Annotated in this window: 25 protein-coding genes; 12 read left to right on the top strand and 13 right to left on the bottom strand. The window is 64.9% G+C overall.

Translation table 11 applies throughout. The features are described 5' to 3' along the window. Positions 1 to 2 precede the first annotated feature (2 nt). From AB4074_RS04620 to AB4074_RS04605, 4 genes are all read left to right on the top strand, one after another. Positions 3 to 662, top strand: a complete 660-nt coding sequence (locus AB4074_RS04620) for a 3-oxoacid CoA-transferase subunit A (protein ID WP_441412320.1) — start codon at positions 3 to 5, stop codon at positions 660 to 662. Between the two features lies 1 nt (position 663). After that, positions 664 to 1,350 carry a 3-oxoacid CoA-transferase subunit B gene (locus AB4074_RS04615; RefSeq protein WP_441412319.1) on the top strand — a complete coding sequence of 229 codons (687 nt, stop codon included), beginning with the start codon at positions 664 to 666 and terminating at the stop codon, positions 1,348 to 1,350. 96 nt (positions 1,351 to 1,446) lie between these two features. Beyond that, positions 1,447 to 2,271, top strand: a complete 825-nt coding sequence (locus AB4074_RS04610; protein WP_441412318.1) for an IclR family transcriptional regulator domain-containing protein — start codon at positions 1,447 to 1,449, stop codon at positions 2,269 to 2,271. A 49-nt stretch (positions 2,272 to 2,320) separates the two neighbouring features. Beyond that, the gene (locus AB4074_RS04605) at positions 2,321 to 2,860 is read left to right on the top strand and encodes a DinB family protein (RefSeq protein WP_441412317.1); all 540 of its coding nucleotides are present in this window, start codon (positions 2,321 to 2,323) and stop codon (positions 2,858 to 2,860) included. A gap of 29 nt (positions 2,861 to 2,889) precedes the next feature. On the opposite strand, the gene AB4074_RS04600 is transcribed toward AB4074_RS04605, so the two are convergent. Continuing rightward, the gene (locus tag AB4074_RS04600; RefSeq protein ID WP_441412316.1) at positions 2,890 to 3,501 is read right to left on the bottom strand and encodes an NADPH-dependent FMN reductase; all 612 of its coding nucleotides are present in this window, start codon (positions 3,499 to 3,501) and stop codon (positions 2,890 to 2,892) included. Between the two features lie 209 nt (positions 3,502 to 3,710). On the opposite strand from AB4074_RS04600, the gene AB4074_RS04595 reads away from it, so the two are divergent. The 5 genes from AB4074_RS04595 to AB4074_RS04575 are packed head-to-tail and all read left to right on the top strand — an operon-like array spanning position 3,711 to position 9,799. Further along, the gene (locus AB4074_RS04595; protein ID WP_441412315.1) at positions 3,711 to 4,901 is read left to right on the top strand and encodes a Re/Si-specific NAD(P)(+) transhydrogenase subunit alpha; all 1,191 of its coding nucleotides are present in this window, start codon (positions 3,711 to 3,713) and stop codon (positions 4,899 to 4,901) included. Continuing rightward, complete coding sequence (locus tag AB4074_RS04590; protein ID WP_441412314.1) at positions 4,901 to 5,257, top strand: NAD(P) transhydrogenase subunit alpha; 357 nt, start codon at positions 4,901 to 4,903, stop codon at positions 5,255 to 5,257. The genes AB4074_RS04595 and AB4074_RS04590 overlap by 1 nt, the downstream gene beginning before the upstream one ends. Then, on the top strand, positions 5,254 to 6,636 hold the full coding sequence (locus AB4074_RS04585) for an NAD(P)(+) transhydrogenase (Re/Si-specific) subunit beta (protein ID WP_441412313.1): 1,383 nt from the start codon (positions 5,254 to 5,256) through the stop codon (positions 6,634 to 6,636). Before AB4074_RS04590 ends, AB4074_RS04585 begins: the two co-directional genes overlap by 4 nt. Before the next feature lie 42 nt (positions 6,637 to 6,678). Then, positions 6,679 to 8,103, top strand: a complete 1,425-nt coding sequence (locus AB4074_RS04580) for a polysaccharide deacetylase family protein (RefSeq protein ID WP_441412312.1) — start codon at positions 6,679 to 6,681, stop codon at positions 8,101 to 8,103. Then, entirely contained in the window at positions 8,087 to 9,799 is a 1,713-nt protein-coding gene (locus AB4074_RS04575; RefSeq protein WP_441412311.1) for a fibronectin type III domain-containing protein, read from the top strand. Before AB4074_RS04580 ends, AB4074_RS04575 begins: the two co-directional genes overlap by 17 nt. A 129-nt stretch (positions 9,800 to 9,928) precedes the next feature. Here AB4074_RS04575 and AB4074_RS04570 read toward each other — a convergent pair whose 3' ends face one another. From AB4074_RS04570 to AB4074_RS04560, 3 genes are all read right to left on the bottom strand, one after another. Further along, positions 9,929 to 10,222, bottom strand: a complete 294-nt coding sequence (locus tag AB4074_RS04570; RefSeq protein ID WP_441412310.1) for a type II toxin-antitoxin system RelE family toxin — start codon at positions 10,220 to 10,222, stop codon at positions 9,929 to 9,931. Then, a complete protein-coding gene (locus AB4074_RS04565) occupies positions 10,219 to 10,494 on the bottom strand; it encodes a type II toxin-antitoxin system Phd/YefM family antitoxin (RefSeq protein ID WP_441412309.1) in 276 nt (91 codons plus the stop codon). The genes AB4074_RS04570 and AB4074_RS04565 overlap by 4 nt, the downstream gene beginning before the upstream one ends. A gap of 120 nt (positions 10,495 to 10,614) precedes the next feature. After that, positions 10,615 to 10,854: a PucR family transcriptional regulator gene (locus AB4074_RS04560; protein ID WP_441412308.1), complete on the bottom strand. Its 240-nt coding sequence runs from the start codon at positions 10,852 to 10,854 to the stop codon at positions 10,615 to 10,617. Positions 10,855 to 10,861: 7 nt separating this feature from the next. Here AB4074_RS04560 and AB4074_RS04555 point away from each other — a divergent pair, with 7 nt between their 5' ends. Continuing rightward, a complete protein-coding gene (locus AB4074_RS04555; RefSeq protein ID WP_441412307.1) occupies positions 10,862 to 11,011 on the top strand; it encodes a RidA family protein in 150 nt (49 codons plus the stop codon). A 117-nt stretch (positions 11,012 to 11,128) separates the two neighbouring features. Here AB4074_RS04555 and AB4074_RS04550 read toward each other — a convergent pair whose 3' ends face one another. Next, a complete protein-coding gene (locus AB4074_RS04550) occupies positions 11,129 to 11,563 on the bottom strand; it encodes an SRPBCC family protein (RefSeq protein WP_441412306.1) in 435 nt (144 codons plus the stop codon). Between the two features lie 54 nt (positions 11,564 to 11,617). Further along, positions 11,618 to 12,271, bottom strand: coding sequence for a hypothetical protein (locus AB4074_RS04545; protein ID WP_441412305.1), 654 nt, complete (start codon positions 12,269 to 12,271; stop codon positions 11,618 to 11,620). Between the two features lie 316 nt (positions 12,272 to 12,587). On the opposite strand from AB4074_RS04545, the gene AB4074_RS04540 reads away from it, so the two are divergent. After that, on the top strand, positions 12,588 to 13,640 hold the full coding sequence (locus AB4074_RS04540) for an iron ABC transporter substrate-binding protein (RefSeq protein WP_441412304.1): 1,053 nt from the start codon (positions 12,588 to 12,590) through the stop codon (positions 13,638 to 13,640). 75 nt (positions 13,641 to 13,715) lie between these two features. Here the strand turns inward: AB4074_RS04540 and AB4074_RS04535 are convergent, their stop codons facing one another. Then, complete coding sequence (locus AB4074_RS04535) at positions 13,716 to 14,489, bottom strand: SDR family oxidoreductase (RefSeq protein ID WP_441412455.1); 774 nt, start codon at positions 14,487 to 14,489, stop codon at positions 13,716 to 13,718. 78 nt (positions 14,490 to 14,567) lie between these two features. Further along, on the bottom strand, positions 14,568 to 15,242 hold the full coding sequence (locus tag AB4074_RS04530) for a response regulator (RefSeq protein WP_441412303.1): 675 nt from the start codon (positions 15,240 to 15,242) through the stop codon (positions 14,568 to 14,570). A gap of 264 nt (positions 15,243 to 15,506) precedes the next feature. Between AB4074_RS04530 and AB4074_RS04525 the strand changes: the two genes are divergently transcribed. After that, on the top strand, positions 15,507 to 15,710 hold the full coding sequence (locus AB4074_RS04525; RefSeq protein ID WP_035743560.1) for a cold-shock protein: 204 nt from the start codon (positions 15,507 to 15,509) through the stop codon (positions 15,708 to 15,710). An 18-nt stretch (positions 15,711 to 15,728) separates the two neighbouring features. On the opposite strand, the gene AB4074_RS04520 is transcribed toward AB4074_RS04525, so the two are convergent. The 5 genes from AB4074_RS04520 to AB4074_RS04500 all read right to left on the bottom strand — a co-directional run bounded on the left by AB4074_RS04520 (position 15,729) and on the right by AB4074_RS04500 (position 20,874). After that, positions 15,729 to 16,463, bottom strand: coding sequence for a maleate cis-trans isomerase family protein (locus AB4074_RS04520; RefSeq protein ID WP_441412302.1), 735 nt, complete (start codon positions 16,461 to 16,463; stop codon positions 15,729 to 15,731). Positions 16,464 to 16,470: 7 nt separating this feature from the next. Next, positions 16,471 to 17,919: an amidohydrolase family protein gene (locus tag AB4074_RS04515; protein WP_441412301.1), complete on the bottom strand. Its 1,449-nt coding sequence runs from the start codon at positions 17,917 to 17,919 to the stop codon at positions 16,471 to 16,473. A gap of 8 nt (positions 17,920 to 17,927) precedes the next feature. Then, positions 17,928 to 18,740: an aspartate/glutamate racemase family protein gene (locus tag AB4074_RS04510; RefSeq protein WP_441412300.1), complete on the bottom strand. Its 813-nt coding sequence runs from the start codon at positions 18,738 to 18,740 to the stop codon at positions 17,928 to 17,930. Beyond that, positions 18,737 to 19,420 (bottom strand): GntR family transcriptional regulator, encoded by a 684-nt coding sequence (locus tag AB4074_RS04505; protein WP_441412299.1) that lies wholly within the window; start codon positions 19,418 to 19,420, stop codon positions 18,737 to 18,739. The genes AB4074_RS04510 and AB4074_RS04505 overlap by 4 nt, the downstream gene beginning before the upstream one ends. A 101-nt stretch (positions 19,421 to 19,521) precedes the next feature. Further along, positions 19,522 to 20,874: an MFS transporter gene (locus AB4074_RS04500; RefSeq protein ID WP_441412298.1), complete on the bottom strand. Its 1,353-nt coding sequence runs from the start codon at positions 20,872 to 20,874 to the stop codon at positions 19,522 to 19,524. Between the last annotated feature and the right edge of the window lie 178 nt (positions 20,875 to 21,052).

The raw sequence follows: 21,052 nt of genomic DNA, 5'->3' as shown, positions 1-21,052 counted from the left end.
CAATGCTGAAATTCATTGACACTGTCGGCGAAGCAGTCGCCGGCATCAAGGACGGCTCCACTGTCATGATCGGAGGCTTCGGAAACGCGGGCCAACCGTTCGAACTCATCGACGCGCTGCTCGATTCCGGTGCCACCGACCTCACCGTGGTGAACAACAACGCGGGCCAGGGGGACCAGGGCCTTGCACTGCTCATCAAGGAAGGGCGGGTCCGCAAGATGATCTGCTCCTTCCCGCGCCAGTCCGATTCCTGGCACTTCGACTCCAGGTACAAGGCCGGGAAAATCGAACTGGAACTCGTGCCGCAAGGCAACCTGGCCGAACGCATCCGGGCTGCCGGGGCGGGTATCGGCGGGTTCTTCACCCCTACCGGCTACGGCACCATGCTCGCTGAAGGCAAGCACACGCGCTTCCTCGACGGAAAATGGCAAGTGTTCGAGACGCCCATCCATGCCGACGTCGCGCTTATCAAGGCGCTCAAGGCCGACGGCAAGGGCAACCTTGTCTACCGCAAAACGGCCAGGAACTTCGGACCGATCATGGCGGCGGCCGCAAAACACACCATTGTCCAGGTGTCGGAGATCGTTCCGACCGGCGCCCTCGACCCGGAGAACGTGGTGACCCCCGGAATCTACGTCAACAGCATCGTGAAGGTGGCCTGACATGAGCATCCAAACCTCAGCAACACCCCTCGGCCGCGACGACCTCGCGCGCCTCGTAGCGCGGGACATCGCTCCGGGCTCGTTCGTGAACCTCGGCATCGGCCAGCCTACGCTCGTCTCCAACTACCTCACAGAAGAGCAGAACATCACTCTCCACACGGAGAACGGGATGCTCGGGATGGGCCCTGAGGCCAAGGGGGACGAGATCGACGGCGACCTCATCAATGCCGGCAAGATCCCCGTCACGGAGCTCCCCGGTGCTTCGTATTTCCACCATGCCGATTCCTTCGCGATCATGCGCGGCGGGCATCTGGATATCTGCGTCCTCGGCGCTTTCCAGGTGTCGGCCACGGGTGACCTCGCCAATTGGCACACGGGAGCACCGGACGCCATCCCGGCCGTCGGCGGGGCGATGGACCTGGCCACCGGCGCCAAGGACGTATTCGTCATGATGACGCTCCTGACCCGCGAGGGCGTGTCCAAACTCGTGGAGCACTGCAGCTACCCGCTCACCGGTGTGGGCTGCGTGACGCGCGTCTACACGGACAAAGCCGTCTTCCTGATAGGGTCCGACGGCGTGACAGTGCGTGAGACATTCGGCTGCACCTTCGAAGAACTCCAAGCCATCGTCCCGGTCCCGCTGGTGCCGTTCGACGAGAAGGCGGCCGGCGCCGTCGTGGGCGTCTAAACGCGCCTAAAGTCCAGCGCGAACTGGCAGCAAATGCCCTCTGGAAGCAATCCAAAGGGCAACTGCTGCCAGTTCGCGCCAATAAGATTGGTAACCATGACCGACGCAGCAGTAGCCGGGGTGCCGCAGGCAGGTGCTCCCCAAGCGAGTGACCAGTATGTGCAATCGCTGGCACGCGGATTGTCCGTGATCCGTGCGTTCGACGCGGCCAACCCCGTCATGACACTCAGCGAGGTGGCGGCGCGTACCAACCTGACGCGTGCCACGGCCCGTCGATTCCTGCATACCCTGGTGGAACTCGGCTATGTCCGCACAGACGGCAAGACCTTCGCGCTCACGGCGATGGTCCTGCAGCTTGGCTACTCATATTTGTCGGCCTTGTCCTTGCCCCAGCTCGCGCAGCCGTACCTTGAAGAACTCTCGCTGAAATTGGGGGAGTCGACGTCGGCCGCGGTGCTGGATGGGGCGGACATCTTCTACGTGGCCCGCGTGACCACACGCCGGATCATGACGGTCGGCATTTCGGTGGGCACCCGCTTCCCCGCCTACGCAACCTCCATGGGACGCGTCCTTCTGGCCGGCCTGACGCCGCTGAAACTGGACGAGTACCTGTCCTCGGTGGAGTTCAAGGAACTGACACCACGGACCATCACGTCGCGAGAGGAACTTCTGGCCGAGCTGGACCGGGTGCGCAAGCAGGGCTGGTGCCTCCTGGACCAGGAGCTGGAACTCGGGCTCATGTCCATCGCTGCGCCGGTGTGGAATCACAATGCCGGCCATGTGGCTGCAGCGGTCAACGTCTCGCTCCAAGCCCAAAACGTCGCTGCCCAGCCGGACCCTGACGCCTACCTCGAATCGGTCCGGGACCAGATCGTGGAAACCGCGCGGGCGATTTCGCAGGACGTCTCGGCGAAGCATTAGCCTTTGGCGTGGTTGCCACGGCGCGGTGTAGCGCGTAGGCTCGCGGCCCATGACCGACGTGGACGAGCAAGGACGCACGGAACCTCCCCTCGCAGCCGACGAGGCCGCGACCCTTCTGGGTTTCCTGGATTACCAGCGCGCCACATTCGAGTGGAAGTGTGCGGGGCTCGACGCATCCGGCTTGGGGGCGACTGTGCACCCGTCGTCGATGACCTTAGGCGGACTGCTTAAGCACTTGGCTTATGTTGAGGAGCACTGGTTTTCCCAATGCCTGCACGACCGGGACCGCCAGCCCCCGTGGGACACCGTGGACTGGAAAGCCGACCCGGACTGGGAATGGCACTCGGCCGCCGAGGACTCGCCCGAGCAGCTTCGTGCGCTCTGGGAGGACACGGTGTCCCGCTCCCGCTCGCTAACCGCGGAGGCAATGGCCGACGGCGGCCTGGGCCGGCTGGCCGCACGCACCTGGTCCGACGGTCGGGCGCCGAGCTTGCGATGGATCGTGCTCCACATGATCGAGGAGTACGCGCGGCACAACGGTCACGCCGACCTCCTCCGCGAGTCGGTGGACGGGCTTACCGGAGAGTAGCGCCCCGCGCGCAGCGAACTGCGCCCCCGCTACCGCGTCAGCTTGGCGCTATCCGGGTGTTCGTCGCCAATGTGACCGGGTGCGTTGGCGGCCAGGACGCGCTCGACGAACGCGCTGTATTCCTCCATGTAGTGGCGCAGGATGGACGCGGTGCCTTCGTCCCGGACCGTTCCGTCCTCGTTGTAGGACGCCGGATCGAACTTGATGTAGGCCTCCGGCGCGTTCAGTTGCGGTGCGTCGAGGAAGCTCAGGACGCTACGCATGGAGGACTGCATCACCGCCGTGCCGATGCTGCCCGGAGATGTGCCGATGATGCCCGTGGGCTTGCGCGCGAAGGAGTTGGTTCCCCAAGGCCGCGATCCCCAGTCGATGGCGTTCTTCAGGGCGCCTGGGATGGAGCGGTTGTACTCGGGGGAGACGAACAGGATGCCGTCCGACGCCGCGATCGCGTCCTTCAACGCCCGGCCTGCGGGCGGGAAATCGGCGTCGTAGTCGGAGCTGTAGAGGGGCAGGTCCTTGATGGGAATCTCGGTGAATTCGAGTTCCTCCGGCGCCACGCTGATGAGCGCCTTGGACAGGACCCGGTTGATGGATCGGCTTGAGAGGCTGCCGACGAAGTATCCGATCTTGTACGTTGCCATAGCGGTGTTCCTTCCCGACGGCGCGGCCGGAACCGGCTCATCGACGGTACGGTAACTGGAGGCTCCCAGCCCACAGTGAGCTTATTAGAGCAGCCCGAAGATGGGAATGGCCGGCCGGGGCGTCGTCCCTACTCCCGCCCGGGCCTTCCGCGTCCTAGACTCAAGCCAACAACGGCTCGGGGCTATGGGGTTTCGGGAAGGGAGCGCAGGTGAAGCTTGGCATAGCGCGGGAGCGCCTGGACGGTGAAAGGCGCGTGGCCGCGACGCCCGAGACCGTCAAGCAGTTGGCGTGCCTGGGACTGGAAGTCGTCGTCGAAAACGGAGCCGGAACGGCCGCAGGCCACAGCGATGACGACTACCGGCAGGCAGGAGCTCTCATCGTCCCCGCCTTGGATCTGGCCCGACTGGACGTCTACGCGCACGTCCGCCCCCTCGAACCCACGACGGCGGCCGCGCTGCGCCGGGGCGCCGTCACCGTGGGCCTGGCCTCGCCGTCGTCGGAACTTCCCACCGTTCGCGCGCTCGCGGAAGCGGGCGTGACCTCCTTTGCGCTTGAGCTGGTGCCGCGCATTTCCCGCGCACAATCCATGGACGCGCTCACGTCACAGGCCCTCGTGGCCGGGTATCGCTGCGTGCTTGAGGCCGCGATGCGCCTGCCGCGCTTCTTCCCGCTCTACATGACAGCCGCTGGAACCATTCCTCCGGCGCGCGTGCTGGTGCTGGGCGCCGGGGTGGCGGGCCTGCAGGCCATCGGCACCGCGAAGAGGTTGGGCGCACGCGTCTCTGCCAACGACATCCGGCCGGCGTCGGCGGACGAGGTCGCCTCGATGGGCGGCACGTTCATAAAGCTCGACGTGGAGACGGCGGAGGCGTCCGGCGGCTATGCCCGCGAGCTCAGCGCCGATCGCGGCGCCTTGCAGCGCGAACTGCTCGCACCGCACGTGGCCCAGGCCGACGTGCTCATCACGACGGCGGCGGTCCCCGGACGGCGGGCCCCGCTCCTGGTGAGCCGCGAAATGGTTCAGCACATGCGCCCGGGCTCGGTGGTCATCGACCTCGCCGCCGAATCCGGCGGCAACGTGGAAGGCTCTGTTCCCGGCATGGATCTCCAGATCCCGACGGCTGACGGCCAGGGTACGGTCACCCTGGTGGGGATGAAGGATGTCGCCTCTGCGATGCCGGCGGACGCCTCGCGCCTCTACGCGAAGAATGTCGCGAACCTGCTTGCCCTCATGACTTGTGATGGCGCCGTCGTTCCGGATTTCGGCGATGAGGTGGTGGCGGGAGCGTGCCTGACGCACGATGGCGAAGTGCGGCACGGTCCGACGGCCGAGGCCCTTGCTGCGCTCTCCGCCGAGACGGCGGAATCCGTAAGCTCTGCCAACGAGGGGGTCTCCTGATGGACGGCATCGCCCTGCTCACCGTCACCGTCCTGGCGATCTTTGTGGGCTTCGAAGTGGTCTCCAAGGTCTCAAGCACGCTGCACACGCCCCTGATGTCCGGGGCCAACGCCATCCACGGAATCATCCTGGTGGGCGCGATCATCGTCGCCGGGCAGGCCTCGGATCCTTGGGTCCTCGCGGTGGCCTTGCTCGCCGTCGTCCTCGCGACCGCCAATTTGGTGGGCGGCTTCGTAGTGACCGACCGGATGCTGGAGATGTTCCGCGGCCGTAAACGCGTTGCACCCCCAGGCGCGAAATCGGAGCCCATAAAGCCTGAGGGCAGCGCATCCGAGTCAAAGGAGCGCACGCGATGACCCTCATCGATCCGGTGTGGACCTCGCTCCTCTACCTCGCGGCTGCCGTTTGTTTCATCCTCGCGCTCAAGGGACTCAATTCGCCACGTACCGCCCGGCGAGGCAACCTGGTGGGCGCATTCGGTGCGGCGCTCGCCGTCGCCACGGTCTTCATGTCCGTCAAAATGGACAACGTTCCCTGGATCCTGGGCGCGATGGTGGTTGGTTCGGGCGTGGCCGCGCCGGTGGCGCGCCAGGTCAAGATGACCCAGATGCCGCAGCTCGTGGCGCTGTTCAACGGCGTGGGCGGTGGAGCCGCGGCCCTCGTGGCACTCCTGGAACTTGCGCACACGGAGGACCGCTGGGTACGTGTGGCCATCGTCTTCACGCTGCTGGTGGGGGCGGTGTCGTTCGCGGGTTCAGCCATCACGTTCTCCAAACTCCAGGAGCTCATGACCACCCGCCCGGTGGTGTTCCCCGGCCTGCCGACCCTCATGGGAGCGGTGCTGCTCGCGGCGGTGGGTGCCGCCGTCGCCGTCGTCTTCAGTGGTTCCGTCGCGCTCGCGCTGATGCTCTTGGTGCTGGGGTTGGCGGCAGGCTTCCTGCTGGTGCTGCCGGTAGGCGGCGCGGACGTGCCGATCGTCATCTCGCTGCTGAATGCCTTCACGGGCCTGGCCGTGGCTGCCTCGGGCCTGGTGCTTGGCAATGTGCTCTTGGTGGTGGCCGGCACGTTGGTGGGCGCCTCGGGCACCATCCTCACCAGGGCCATGGCCGCGGCCATGGGCCGCAGCGTTGCGGGCATCCTCTTCGGCGCGTTCAAGGGAGGCTCGACGGCGGGGTCGACGGCGGTGAGCGACCGCCCCGTCCGCTCCTCCAGCCCGGAAGACGTGGCCGTGCTCCTTGGCTACGCGCAGCGGGTGATCATCGTTCCCGGCTACGGGCTCGCGGTAGCGCAAGGGCAGCACACAGCGGCGGAGCTGGCCCTTGCCTTGGAGGCGAGAGGCGTCGACGTGGATTTCGCGATCCACCCGGTGGCCGGCCGCATGCCCGGGCACATGAACGTCCTGCTGGCCGAAGCCAATGTGCCCTATGAGTCCCTCAAGGAAATGGGCGAAATCAACTCGGAATTCCGGACAGCCGACGTCGCGCTGGTGGTTGGCGCGAACGACGTCGTCAATCCAGCCGCGAAAACCACCGCAGGTTCGCCGATCTACGGCATGCCCATCCTCGAGGTGGCCGACGCGCGCCAAGTAGTCTTCCTCAAGCGCTCCATGCGGCCGGGATTCGCGGGGATCGAGAACGAACTCATGTACGAACCGCAGACAACGCTGCTGTTTGGCGACGCCAAGGAATCCCTCACCAAAGTGTTGAGTGCTGTCAAGGCGCTCAAGCTTAGTTAACCAACCCTGGGGTGCTGCCGCGCCTCTCTGCCGCCGAATCAGGTGAGCACACTCAGGATCGCGGCCCGCAGCTGCTGCCAGCCGGGTGAGCCCACTCAAGACGCGGCCGGATTCAACGCCCTATCATCGCCGAAGACCCAGGGTGGGAATGCTCCCATCCTTGACGGTTGCCCTGGCATCGAATGGACGGTGAGTGGAGTGGTTGGATCCTCGACGCATGAGCAGACGGTCACACGCCATTCCGGGGTCCGTTGGGCCGCCGTCGCGGCGTGCGCTGCGATGGTCCTGGCACTCCTCAGCGGTTTTGCGTTGCCGGCGCATGCGGCCGCAAGCACCGTCATCACGCTCACTTTCGATGACGGCAACGCCGACCAGATGACTGCTGAAGCCACGATGAAGAACCTGGGGCTTCACGGCACCTTCTTCGTCCCGTCCGGGTGGATCGATCAGCCGAGCTATTTCACCTCGGCAAACATGCATCAACTCTTCACAGACGGCAACGAGATTGCCGGGCACACCGTCACCCACCCCGACCTGGTCACCTTGACGTCGGATGAAGTGACGCGGCAGGTGTGCAACGGCAGGGTCGCCCTGGCCAACATGGGCTTCAAGGTCACCAGCTTCGCCTACCCCTTTGCTTCCACGGATCCTGCGGTGCAGACCATTGTGAAGAATTGCGGTTTCAATAGTGCACGCGGGCTCGGGGACCTTTACAGCAAGGACGATCCAGGGCTCCCGGCGGCCGAAACCATCCCGCCCGCCAATCCCTATGACACGGCGGCGCCGGAGGAAGTGGACAGCACCTGGACATTGTCCAACCTTGAAGACTCCGTGACCAAGGCCCAGGCGGCTGGCGGCGGCTGGGTTCAATTGACGTTCCACCACATCGCGGTGGGGACCGATCCGACGCTCACCATCAGCCCCAGCCTGTTCAACCAATTCGCCTCCTGGCTAGCGCAACAACAGACAGCGGGCAGCGTTGCCGTGAAAACGGTGGACCAGGTAATCGGTGGCGCGGTCCAGCCCCTCGTCTCCGGTCCGCCGGTGCCGCCCCCGCCGCCCCAGGGGACCAACATGATCCAAAACCCGAGCCTCGAGACGCTTACCAGCGGGATTCCGCTCTGCTGGGCTGCGGGTGGATACGGCACCAACACCCCCAGTTTTTCAGTGGTCTCGCCTGGCCACACAGGCAATAACGCGGAGCTGCTGACCATGAGCGGTTACGTCAGCGGTGACGCGAAGCTCCTGCCCGCCCTGGACCTTGGCGGCTGCTCACCCACGGGGACTCCCGGCCATATCTATCAGCTCAGCGCCTGGTATAAATCCAACGTCATCACCCAATTCGAGGTCTACTACCGCACCGGAACGGGGTATTGGACCTACTGGACGGCGAGCCCGTTGTTCAACGCGAGCAGCAACTGGACGCACCGGTGGCACGGCTTTGGCTCCGGTGACGGTTTCCGGTAACCCGCCAGCGACGACGGCGACCGTCACCGGGCTGACTAACGGCACGGCCTACACGTTCACGGTCACGGCCACGAATGCCGTCGGGACGTCCGCGCCCTCCGCGGTCTCGGCCCCGGTCACGCCGACGGCGCCGGTTCCCGGCGTCACCAACGGCGGTTTCGAATCCGGGCTGACGTCCTGGACCACCGGCGGCGTCAGGGCCCCGGTGGCCTCCACCACCGCCCACACCGGCACCGGCTCGGCACTGCTGGGCCTGGCATCGGGGGCCGAGCCGCTCGGGGACAGCAGCCTGTCCCAGACCATCACCATGCCCGCTGCCGGGACGTCCACCCTGTCCTTCTGGTATCAGCCCCACACCGCCGACGAGGCCTGCACCGGCACCGCCTGCAGGTACGACTGGATGGAAGCGCAGGTCCGCAACACGAGCGGCACGGTCCTGGCCAGCCTGTTCAAGCTCTGCAACAACTCCGGCACCTGGACCCAGCTCAGCGCGAATCTCTCCGCCTACGACGGGCAGACCATCGTGCTCTGGTTCAACGTCCACCTCGATGGTTCCAGCCCGGCGGATGACACCTGGATGTACCTCGACGACGCCGCCCTGACCAACAGCCAGACAACGCCCACGGCACCTGCGGCTCCGACCGCCGTGACGGCGACGGCGGGCAACGCCTCCGCGACCGTGTCCTGGACCGCCCCGGCCAACGGCGGCTCCCCGATCACCTCCTACGCCATCACCCCGCACGCCGGCGCCACGACCCTGGCCCCGGTCACCGTGACCGGGAACCCGCCCGCCACCAGCACCAACGTGACCGGGCTGGCCAACGGCACCGCCTACACCTTCACCGTCACCGCCACCAACGCCATCGGCACCTCCCCGGCGTCGGCGGCCTCGGCACCGGTCACCCCCACCGCGGGGGCAACGGCACCCGCCGCCCCGACCGGGGTCACCGCGACGGCCGGGAACGCCTCCGCCACCGTGTCCTGGACCGCCCCGGCCAACGGCGGCTCCCCGATCACCTCCTACACCGTCACCCCGCATACCGGCGCCACGACCCTGGCCCCGGTCACCGTCACCGGGAACCCGCCCGCCACCAGCACCACCGTCACCGGACTGGCCAACGGCACCGCCTACACCTTCACCGTCACCGCCACCAACGCCATCGGCACCTCCCCGGCCTCGGCCGCCTCGGCACCGGTCACCCCCACCGGAACCACCACCTCGGCCATCACCAACGGCGGCTTCGAATCCGGACTCACCGCCTGGACCACCGGCGGCGTCAGGGCACCTGTGGCCTCCACCGTGGCGCACACCGGCACCGGCTCCGCACTCCTGGGCCTGGCCTCCGGGGCAGAGCCCCTGGGCGACAGCAGCCTGTCCCAGACCATCACCGTCCCCGCCACCGGAACCACCACCCTGTCCTTCTGGTACCAGCCCCACAGCGCGGAAGACCCCTGCACCGGCACCGCCTGCCCATACGACTGGATGGAAGCACAAGTCCGCACCACCACCGGCACGGTCCTAAGCAGCCTGTTCAAACTCTGCAACGACAACGGCACCTGGACCCAGCTCACCGCCGACCTCACCGCCTACAAAGGCCAGACCATCACCCTCTGGTTCAACGTCCACCTCGACGGCTCCACCCCCGCCGACGACACCTGGATGTACCTCGACGACATCACCCTCACCAACGGGTGAAATCGCCGCGCGTTGAGGTCCGAGTTAAGGGCGGGGTCAGGCCCGAAATGCTGTCCCCGCTCAAGTGACCCGGCTAGTACGGAACTGACAAATATGTTGAGACCGGATATCTTCCTTCGAAGAGACCTGCTAGCGCGGTTTGTAGACGTCGGAGCGGTGTTCGATGCGGTGGATGTAGAGGATGTGCTCTTCGATGTCGAGGGTGAACAGCACCCTGTAGTCACCGCGCCGCGCCGTCCGCAGACCGAGCAGTTCGTTCGTAAGGGGTTTGCTCAGCCGATGAGGGTTCTCGGCCAGTGCGCCGGTGACGAATTCGACGATCGCGGTTGCTGCTTTTTCCGGCAACCGCCTGAAACCCTTCAGTGCCGGGGTGGTGACCTCTACGTTCCACGGTGCGGGACCGTTGGATTCTACGTGCGTCACCGCGGTGGCAGCCCGAATTCACGGCGGAGGTCTTCGCCGCTGGTCGTATTGCCCGCGACGATGTCGCGCCGGGCCTGGTCAAGGTCTTCGCGGATGCCTGGCTGTGATAGCCAATGGATCGTCTCCTGCAGGGATTCCAGGTCATCGGCGGACATCAGTACGGCTGATGGGTGCCCGTGCCGGGTGATCTGGATGATCTCGTGCGTGGTGTCTGCTTCCTCCACGAGGGCAGACAGCTTGTCCTTGGCTTCGCTGAGCGGTACCGTTCTCATGCTTGGAATTATAGCTTGATATCAGGCCACTCACTAGCCGTACTTTTAGCCGATAATCCGTTCGCGAGGTGGCCCAGTCTTGAACCTGACCTCCCATTCGGACGCCGGTGGCGGGGACCGCTATTGAGCTTCAACCGCTAGGTCCATGGTTGTGAGCCGCAGCCAGAGCCAGAGCCGCTTCTGCGGGTCGTCCAGATCGAGGGCAAAGTCCTTGGCCAAGCGTGAGATCCGGTAGCGGACAGTGTTGTTGTGCACGTGGAGGCGGGCCGCCATCGCGGAGATATTTCCGTTAGAGGCCATGTACGCCCGCAGGGTGTCCAAATAGTCGGTCTCCTGCTCGGCGTTCTCCCACGTTGTCAAAGCGACGGTGCACCTGCATCATCCGGGCCGCGACTTCGCGGGATTCAACACCGTCTACGAAAAGTTCGTCGAAACCCCGTACCCGGCCCGGACAACGGTGGGTTCGTTCCTGGGCGACTTCCTCGTCGAGATCGACGTGGTCGCCGTCGTGCCCTAGCGCATAACGCGATGGCGGCGGCAGCGAACCTGGTTCGCAGCCGCCGCTTCCCATTGAGCAGGCTAATGACTGAGTCGGCGACCCGCAGCCGCGGGGGAGAGCCTGGGGCCGCCGATTCTAGCCGGCTTCGAGGATCTTCTTGAGGTTCTGCAGATCCTTGCGCATGGCCTTGCGCATCATTGGCGCCATGACGATGCCTGCAAGCGCGGAGAACCCGGAGGGTTCACCTGTATTGCCGAGGGTCATGCGGGTCGCACCATTCTCATCGGACCAGGTGTAAGTGGTCCGCATCGGGAAAGGACCTTGGCTTGTGCGCATGGTGAGTTTCTCGCCGGGGACAAGCTCGGTGAATTCGTAGACATAGTCCAGATTTCGGCCCAGGAACCGTGCGGTGAAGGCAACCCGGGATCCGACCGCCAGGGGCTTCGGCGTCTGCCACTGTGCAGATCGTATGTTCACATACCAGACCGGCGCGTTGTCCGGGTTGGAAGCATAACTTGCCACGATCTCGCGGGGTCGCTCGATCAGTATTTCGGTCTGAACGTTCACCATGTCCCCAACTATCGCAGAACGCGCCCACCGGGCGGTAACCCACATTGAAGGAACTCAGGGCAGATTGTCAGTTTCGTTGGGATGCTGCTCCGCCTCCGCGGCACGCGGTTCCATCTCCACGTAGTAGAGCGCCCCTGCACCAGGGGCGTGGAGGCGGTGTGTTGCATGACGGGTTGGCCGATAATCGTGTCCGAAGGGATCGCGCACAGTGACACGTTCAAGGTGATCCAGCCGCGCGAGGAGGCCATCGACGTCCCTGAGTGTCGCGGGATGGGTCTCTTCCCCCGCTACTTCCACTACCCAGGGCGAACTGGTGGCGCTGCTGGCGAGTTCCAGGCTCAGGGTTTCAAATATTCCAGCCAGAAGGGCATCGAGCGTTGTGGGGTAGAGGCGCAGCAATCGATGCGCTTTCGGTTCGCGGCGCCGGTCGGTGATCCAGGTCTGGCGGAGCCAGGTGAATTCGACCCGGCCGAACGAGGAGCCCAGGCCCAGCTTCCGGCCCTCCTCCAACCTCAAGTGGAAGTTGTTGCCCGCCCGGTCGAGGATGCTGGCGGCTTCGTCAACGTACTCAAGGTCCTCGAGCATGGCGGTTTTGGATGGATAGTACGTGAAATCACCGAGTTCATCGACAACGACGTAGTCTTCCGGAGCCGCGCCGGCAGGCTCGGAAGCGTGTGCCGCTCCTTGGTTGAGGGGAGTGCGTTTCATGGTGGATTCAGCTCCTACCGAGGTTAGCCCAAAGCCCGAATTGTCTATCCTCATCAGACCACCAAACCGGGCGGCCGTCGTCGGTCCTTAATGGTTTCCTTACGCGGACACGAGCAGATCTAGCGCCTGCGTTCCCGTTTGTAACAGTCGGCCTCAGCGTGCCCAGAATTACGCAACAATGGCATGTTGTTATTACAGTAAGGATTGCCTTGCCTATCTCGCTACCGTTTCCCCGACTCCTCGGGCTGCTCGGCGTGAAGGGCAGTGGTATCCCCCAACCGTTCCGGTCCCAGCCGGAATCCTTGAAAGGCCCCCCATGAAATTCGGCATCAAACCCGCTACGGCCCTTGCCGCCGCCACGGCCACGCTGCTGGCACTTTCGGCGTGCAGCGGCGCACCAAGCGGTACCGCAAGCGGTGGTTCCACGGCCGGCGCGTCCGGCGACGGCATCGTCGTATACAACGCGCAGCATGAAAACCTCACCGGCGCATGGGTGGACGCCTTCACCAAGGAGACGGGAATCAAGGTTACGCTCCGTAATGGTGACGACCTTGAAATGAGTAACCAGCTCAGCGAGGAAGGCAAAAACTCCCCAGCGGACGTCTTCCTCACCGAAAACTCCCCGGCCATGGTCCGCATCGCGAGTGCCGGATTGCTCGCCCCCGTGGACCAGGCAACCCTCAGCCAAGTCCCCGCGCAGTACCGGCCCTCCACCGGCGACTGGACGGGCATCGCCGCCCGCTCCACCGTGCTGGCCTACAACAAGACCAAGCTCACTGCAGACCAGCTTCCCAAGTCCTTGATGGACCTCGCGGACCCGTCATGGAAGGGGCGCATCGGTGCGTCCACGGGCGGAGCTGATTTCCAAGCCATCGTCAGCGCGATGCTTGCACTCAAGGGTGAAGACGCCACCCAGAAATGGCTGGAGGCGGCCAAAACCAACTTCAAGTCCTACAAAGACGACACCCCGGTGCTCGCAGCCGTGAACGCCGGAGAGGTCGACGCAGGAGTCCTGTACCACTACTACTCCTTCGTCGATCAGGCCCAGACCGGAGAAAACAGCAAGAACGTTGATCTCCACTACTTCAAGAACCAGGACCCGGGTGCGTTCGTCAGCGTCTCCGGCGGCGCTGTTCTGGCCTCGAGCAAGAAGCAGGCCCAGGCCCAGCAGTTCCTGAAGTTCATCACGGGCAAAGCGGGTCAGCAGGTCCTCCAGAACGGTGACTCCTTTGAATACACCGTTGGCTCCGACGTGCCGGCGAACTCCAAGCTTGTGCCCCTCAAGGACCTTCAGGCACCATCGGTGGACCCCGCCAAGCTCAACAGCGAGAAGGTCACCGAGCTGATGACCAAGGTCGGGCTTCTCTAGGCCCCAGGGCCGCCTTGCTGCTGCAGACCGCCGCCCCTGTCCTGCAATGGGGCGGGGGCGGCGGTCCGTCAGTGCTCAGCCGACCTTGAAGCCCCCGTTGCTATAAAGAATCTGGCCATTCATCCACGAGCCCTGCTCGGAAAACAGGAATCTCACCAGGTCCGTCGTGTCCTCGGCCGTGCCGAGTCGACCCGCCGGAGTCGCGTCAATGCCCGAACGCCGCGTAGCGTCGTCCATCCACCCGGTGTCGATCGGGCCCGGGTTCACCACGTTCGCACGCACACCCCGGCCTGCCAGCTCGACGGCGGCTGCGGTGACGATCCGGTCAAGGGCTCCTTTGCTCGCACCGTACGGCAGATTGTGAACAGTGTGATCGCTCGTCAAGGCGACAATCCGGCCGCCGACGACGCCCGGAACGACGGATTCCCGTAGTTGCTCGGCGAAGGCCTTGATGAGGAGCCACGTCGCCCGGGCGTTGACAGCGAAGTGGCGATCCCAACTCTCAAGGTCGGTCGTCAGGATCGAACTGTCCACTGATTCGCAGTGCGACATGACCAGCCCGGTCACCGGCCCAAGGGTTCCCGCAGCCCTGATGAGCTCAGCCGGCACCGCTGGATCGCCCAAGTCGCCGGGGACAAGTTCGACTGCGGCTCCCAACCCGCGGCATTCAATGGCGACGGACTCCGGGTCGTCGGCATTGCGCTCCAATCCGACGCGATCGTCGTACGGCCGCCAATAGTTGAGGGCGAGGTCCCAGCCGTCGCGCGCCAGGCCGACTGCGAGGCTCGCCCCGATTGAGCGCCGCCGGCCGACCCCTGTCACAACCGCGACTTTCGAATGGCTCTGCATAGTCATGGTTCGATTCTAGGAAGCGGTATCGGCGGCCACGCCGCGTTCCCCGGTGAGTCGCCGCGCGGCACAGCCCCCTCACCGATCGGGGAGCAGCCAGCCGTCGGCGATCAGTAGTTCCCGGAGCGCGGGCCGGCTGAGTGATTCCGGTCCGTTATGGGCTTTGCGACGGACTGACACGAGGAGCTTCTTGACGCCGTCGGCACTGATGCCCAGGCTCGCACCGACATCCGCCATTGTCCCGCCGGAGCCGCCAAGATACAGCGTGACGGCTTCGTGTTCGCGCGGGGTGAGGCGGATCCGCGGCCCGGGGACGTCAAAGACGCCGGCTAGCTCGGGCAGGATGAACTTCTCGCCGCGCGCGGCGGCGAGAACGGCCGTGGTGAGCACTTCGGCCCCCGCCGTCTTGGGTATGTAGGCCAGTGCGCCGGCGTCGAACGCTTGGCGGATCACCAGGGGCGTCGCGAGGGAACTGCAGACCACCACTTGTGACCCTGTTGAGAGAATGGCGTGGATCTTGGAGCGCAGCGGGATCCGGTCACCAAGGATGATGTCCAACAGGACAACGTCAGACAACTGTCCCAGCGAGGCGGCGAGCTCAGCCCAGGAGCTGAACCTGCCCACCACCTTCACGGTTGCTGCGTTGGCTTCAAGCCAGGAAGCAAGACTCTCCCGGAGCAGTGCGTGGTCTTCGAGGATGTCCACATGGATCTTTGGCGCTGCCGCTTCGAACCGGCGCCGGAACAACCCCACCTGGTGTTCTCCTTTATGGCCGACGACGCTAATCGTCAACCACTCTGCCGTCCCAGTTTCAAGATCCCGCACTGCAGAGGAGCAAGAAATCCTCAAGATTCTGGCACCCGGAAAGAAGGCGGCTACCCGGAGCTTTTCAATCAGTCAACACGGATCCTTGCGCCCCCGAACCCCGCACCGTAGGTTTGAGGAAGCGGACGTATGCGTCCGGGGGCATCGGGGTTGAAGCCGGTGGTCAGTCAGATTCAGAGAAGGAACATGGCCGTGGCAACAGGTATTGTCAAGTGGTTCAACGCCGAAAAGGGTTTCGGCTTCATTGCCCCCGACGACGGTTCGGCGGACGTTTTTGCCCACTACTCAGCGATCGCCTCGAGTGGGTACCGATCACTGGACGAGAATCAGCGGGTCCAGTTCGACGTCGTGCAGGGCCCGAAAGGCCCCCAGGCAGAGAACATCCAACCTCTTTAAGAGGGGACCACAGACGAATCAGGCTAGTTCTGCAAGCAGCCGGCCCCACTTGGGCGCCAACAACGGCGCCCCGGCGAGCTTGAGGCAATGCCACAGCGTCACCGCTACGGAATCAAGGACCGGTACTCCGGTGGTTTCCTCCACTTCCGCGGTGATGTTGGCGCCGTAAAGGTTCGTGCACAAGTAAATGAGCGCGTCCGGGTTCGAAGCGGCAAGTTCCAAGGACCCGGGCAGGATCTCCGCGTCCGTGACCCGGGCGAAGGATTCGTTGTTGCTCAGGTCCAGGTGGCGGTGGTCTACCGTTTTGATTCCTTCGCGCGCATATGACTCAACTACGGCTTGGTTCACGTCCCCGGTATAAGGCGTGAACATGCCGATCTTTTCCGTGCCGAACGTCTTGAAGGCTTCCAGGTAGGCCAACGTTGAGGTCGTTGCCGGGATCCCGGTGGCCTCTGTGATGTCCCGGACCAGGGCTTCGTCATGGGCGGCACCGAGCCAGGAACCCGAAGTTCCGTTCCACGCGATGACGTCCACGTCCGCCGTCGCGAGCAATGCGGCGGCCTCCCTCATGACGGTCGCATCAAACTGTTTGTCCGAGGAATCATCCAGCGCAATCCGGGTGACAGGAATCCGCGTGAAGTGGATGGTCACGTCCTGGCGGTTACCCAGGATCCGGTAGCTCTGCGGCTCCAGGCACGTGTTGGACGATGGCACGATCATGCCGATGCGGGTGGGGCGGTGTGCGGAAGGCATGGTTCTCCTAAGCAGAAACGGTGGCGGGAACGGACGGCGATTTTCGGACGGAAAGAGCGTCGGGGTGGGCGGCGAAGCCGTTGCGGGCAACGAAACGGCCAACCGGACCGGGATCGTGGAAACCGCCGTCGTCGACCACCACGCGTCCGGCGGAGACGACGACGGCGGGCCAGCCGCTCAGCGTCTTCCCTTCGAAGGGCGAGAAGTCGGTTCCCATGTGGAGGGCGCCGCCGTCGACCTCGCGTTCTTCGGCGGGATCGAAGATGACGAGATCGGCGTCGAACCCTACGGCGATGCTGCCCTTGCCGGGCACGGCATTGATGCGAGCGGGGCCGGCCGAGAATACCTCGACGAAGTCCTCCACCGTGCTGCTGGGCGCCATCGCGGTGAACGTGACGGGCATGCGGGTTTCGACGCCGGGCAATCCGTGCGGCATGAAGCGGACGTCGTCGGTGCGCTCGCGCTTCTGCGAGAGGTCGTAGCAGGAGTGGTCCGAGGACACGGTGTGGATGGCTCCTGCCGCGAGACGTTCCTTCAGTGCGGCGACGGTTTCAGCGCTGCGCATGGGCGGGCAGCACGCATACCATTCGGGGAAATCGCTGCCGTAGACGGTGTCATCCAGCGCCAAGTAGTGGGGGCACGTCTCGGAGTAGGCTTCCTGGCCACGATTCCGGGCCTCGCTGACAAGATCCACAGCGCCGGGGGTCGACTGGTGCACAAAGTACACGGGCGCGCCGGTGTACTCGGCCATGGCGAGGGTCTCTTTGACGGAAATTTCCTCGGCGAGTTCGGGCCGGGTGGAATGCAGGTGCTCAATGCCGATCCGGCCGTCCGCGGCGTGCTGTTCGGTGCAGTCGGCGATGATGGGATCGTGCTCGGCATGGATGTACGTGAGTCCGTCCAGGCGCACCATTTCACGCATGACCTTCAGGATGGTGTCGCCGTCGGCCATGGTGGAGCCGCGGTTGGTGGTGTACATCTTGACCGAACGGACGCCCTCGGCGGCGAGCTGTTCCAGCTGCCAGGGCACGGTCTCATCCCATGTGACCACGGAGCCGTGCAGTGCGACATCGCAGCGGGACTCGGCGGCCAAGCGCTTCTTGTTCAGGACGGCGTCCAGCGGGGATTCCTGGGCATCGCGCGGGATACCAAAGTCGATGATGGTCGTGGTGCCGCCCCACAGGGCCGCGGTGGAGGTAGTGCGGTAGTCGTCCAGGGTGCGGAAGCGTCCGGTCACTTGGGCGACATGGCAATGACCGTCCACGCCGCCAGGGATGACCAACTTGCCGGACGCGTCGATGGTGCGGGAGGCGGTGGGGACCGGTTCCGCGGCGTCGATGAGCTGGGTGATGCGGCCGCCGTCGACCACGACGTGCGCGGCCTGCCGGGCCGGCCCAGTGGATTGACGGCTGTTGACCACGGTGCCGTGGGCGATGACGAGGTCGGGAATATTCACGATTGTCCCTACTTTCCGGCTGGAACGGGGGCGGCAGCCACGGCGGTGCTGGCGGCGGCCTGGATGGCGGTCAGGGCGGCGTCGAGGTTTTCGGACAACCCCCGGCGGTGCTTGACGGGCGGCGGCGCAAAAGCACCTTGGCGGTGGAAACCGGATTGCAGCGCCACAACCGCTTCGGTCATCCGGATCCCGGCGGAGATTCCGTCCACCACGGGCACGGGGATCTGTCCTTCAAGCTCGCGCGCGAGTCCGGCAAGCGGGGCACCTGCGAGGATGACGACGTCGGCGCCGTCCTCCTCGACGGCCTGGCGGCTCAGTGCCAGGAGGGTTTCCTTGAAATCCTGTTGCACTGTGCCGATGCCGTTGAGGCTCTGGTTGATGGACCGGATCGAGGCAAGACGGCTGCCAAGTCCGAAATGCTCTACGCAGTCCCGGTACCAGGCGGTGATGCGGTCCGAAATGGCGATGATGGAGAAGCGCTGGCCCTGCAGGGCCGCGGCGCAGAGGGCTGCCTCCGTGATACCGATGACCGGGACGTCGGTGAGTTCCTTGAGGGCGGGCATTCCAGGGTCGCCGAATGCGGCCACGACGACGCCGTCAATGCGGTCCGCTTCCGGATCGCCGCCGGAGTGCTCGGCGATGATTTCGGCGACTGCGCCGGCCGCGATGAGGGCTTCAAAGCGGGTCTCGATGTATTCGACCCCATGTCCGGCGGTCCGGACGACCAGCTCGGTGTCAGTCCCCGCTGAACGGCGGGCTTCGGCGTCGATCAACGCGGTGACATCCGCGCTGATGTTGGGATTGATGACTAGCAATTTCATGGTCGTTTGCCTTGCAACTTGAGTTCGGTGGCGAGCTCGTTCTGGGGGAACTGCTCGCGGTACTTTCCAATGTGCGACGCCGATTGGGTTGCGGCGCGCTCGGGATCGCCGCTCGCGATGGCGGCGTAGAGATCGCGGTGCTCCTGGATCAGTTCCGGCAGGTCGTCCACGTGGCGGAAGAGCCAGTGCATGCGGCCTTGGAGCGGTTCCAGCGCGGTTCGGAGAAAATCGTTGTTGGCGATGGCCGTGATGGCATCGTGGAATTCGCTGTTGGCGCGGTGTGCCTCGAGGATTGAGCCTTTCGCGAGGAAGCGCTCGGCTTGATCGAGGAGCCTCGCCAGGTGTTTGAGGTCCTTGTCCGTGGCGCGGGCCGCGGCCAGGCGGCAGGCGAGGACTTCGAGCGACTGGCGGACGTCGAAGAGGTCCTCGACGTCTTTGGGGCTCAAGCCTGCCACTTCGGAACCGCGGGAGGCCCGGTCCTGGATGAGGCCTTCCTGCCGCAGCATGCGGAGGGCTTCGCGGATGGGGAGTCGCGACACGTTGAATTCGGCGGCGAGGTCCCGCTCCACCAGCCGGGTGCCGGGCGCGTAATGGCCCTCGAAGATTCGCGAACGGATGGCGTCCCGCACGGATTCCCGGAGGGGGCGGTCCGTGGTGGGGGTTTCATCTGCAATCAGCATCTTTGCTCCATTCGTGTTCTCTTGGATCATTGCGCCCGGCAACCCGGAGGCGTACGGCCGAGCGGCGGTTCAGGACCGCCCGGCCGGCCCGGTCAGGCGAGTTAGACCGGAAGCCGTTTGTTGTAGTTCAGGGTCAGCACGGAGACGCCCATGATCACGGCGGATCCTACAAAGTACAGCAGCGCCCAGGTGTAGGAGCCCGTGGCCCCGACAATCAGGCCTACCACAATCGGGGTGACGAAGCCTGCGATGTTGCCGCTGAAGTTCATCGCACCGCCCAGGACGCCGGCGTTGGTGCGGCCGCCCAGGATTGAGGGGATGCTCCAGAACAGACCCACCCAGCGGAGGAAGAACAGGACCACTGAGAGGAGCACGACGGCGGTGATCGGGTCCGCGACGACCGTCACGCCAACCAGGCCGCCGACTACCACGACGCTGGAGATGCCCAGCAGGGTGCGCATGACCAGGTTGGCCGAGGCGCCGGATGCGCGCCACTTGTCAGCGATGGCGCCACCGAGGATCTCACCGACGAAGCCTGCGCCGAAGATCACGAAGGTGGACCAGCCGATGGTGTTCAGGTTGAAATGCTTGGCCTGGGCCAGGTAGAGCGGGCCCCATGTCAGGAGGCCGTAGAACACGCCGTTGAATCCGAGCCAGCCAAAGCACATGGCCCAGAAGGAACGGAATTTCAGGTAGGGGAGAAGGGCGCGCTTGCCCTTGACGCCGTCTTTCTCGGCCTCGGCGTCTTCTTCGGCGTGGGAGGACTCGATGTATTCGGCCTCGGCGTCGTTGACGGCCTTGTGGTTGCGGGGATTGTCCCGGACGTACCACCAGACAGCCAGGCCCATGAGGACGGTGGCCGCGCCGGCGATGATGAACGAGTAGCGCCAGCTGCCGGTGGAGGCGATGAGCCAGGTGATGAGGATACCGCCCAGGCCGGCGCCGAGCGGGGCGCCTGCGTCAAGGATCGTGGCGCCGCGGCCGCGCTCCTTCTTGTGCATCCAGATGGCGTTGAGTTTGCCGCCGGCCGGCATGACGCCTGCTTCGGCGACGCCGATGCCCAGGCGGGCGATGAACATGCTGAGGAAACCGCCAGCCAGGCCGGATGCTGCCGTTGCGGCACCCCAGCCGATGCACGACGCCGTGACGACCTTACGGGGACCGAACTTGTCGATGAGCAAGCCGACCGGGATCTGCATGAGGGCATAGGTCCAGAAGAATGCGGAAAGCAGGAGCCCAACGAGCTCCGGTGCGAGGTTGAATTCCTTTTGGATGATGGGCAATGCCACGGAGATGGAGCCGCGGTCGATGTAGTTGACGGCTACCAGGATCAGCAGCAGGACGAAGAGCCTCCAACGGACACTCGTGCGTCGCTGCACGCCGTCCTTGCCGGCTTTTTCTTCTGCTTTTCCTTCGACGGCATGCGCGTCTGTTTCGGTGTTTTGGAGAGACACGGTTTCTCCTTCAGGGGGAGTTTGAGGAGCGGGGAAAGTCTTGAATTGTTGTGCTGGGTGCTGGGTGCTGGGTGCTGGGTGCGGGTTGCCGCGGCAGCTGGACTCGCGCCGGCGGCAGCAGTTGCGGCCCGGTCCTCTTTCTGGGAGGAGGGACGCTGCCGGTTCGTTGAATCCGTTT

The organism is Arthrobacter sp. 2MCAF14 (genome assembly GCF_052115645.1).
Lineage (GTDB): Bacteria > Actinomycetota > Actinomycetes > Actinomycetales > Micrococcaceae > Arthrobacter.
Note: the sequence above shows the minus strand (reverse complement) of the source record. Positions and strands in the feature narration are given on the sequence as shown.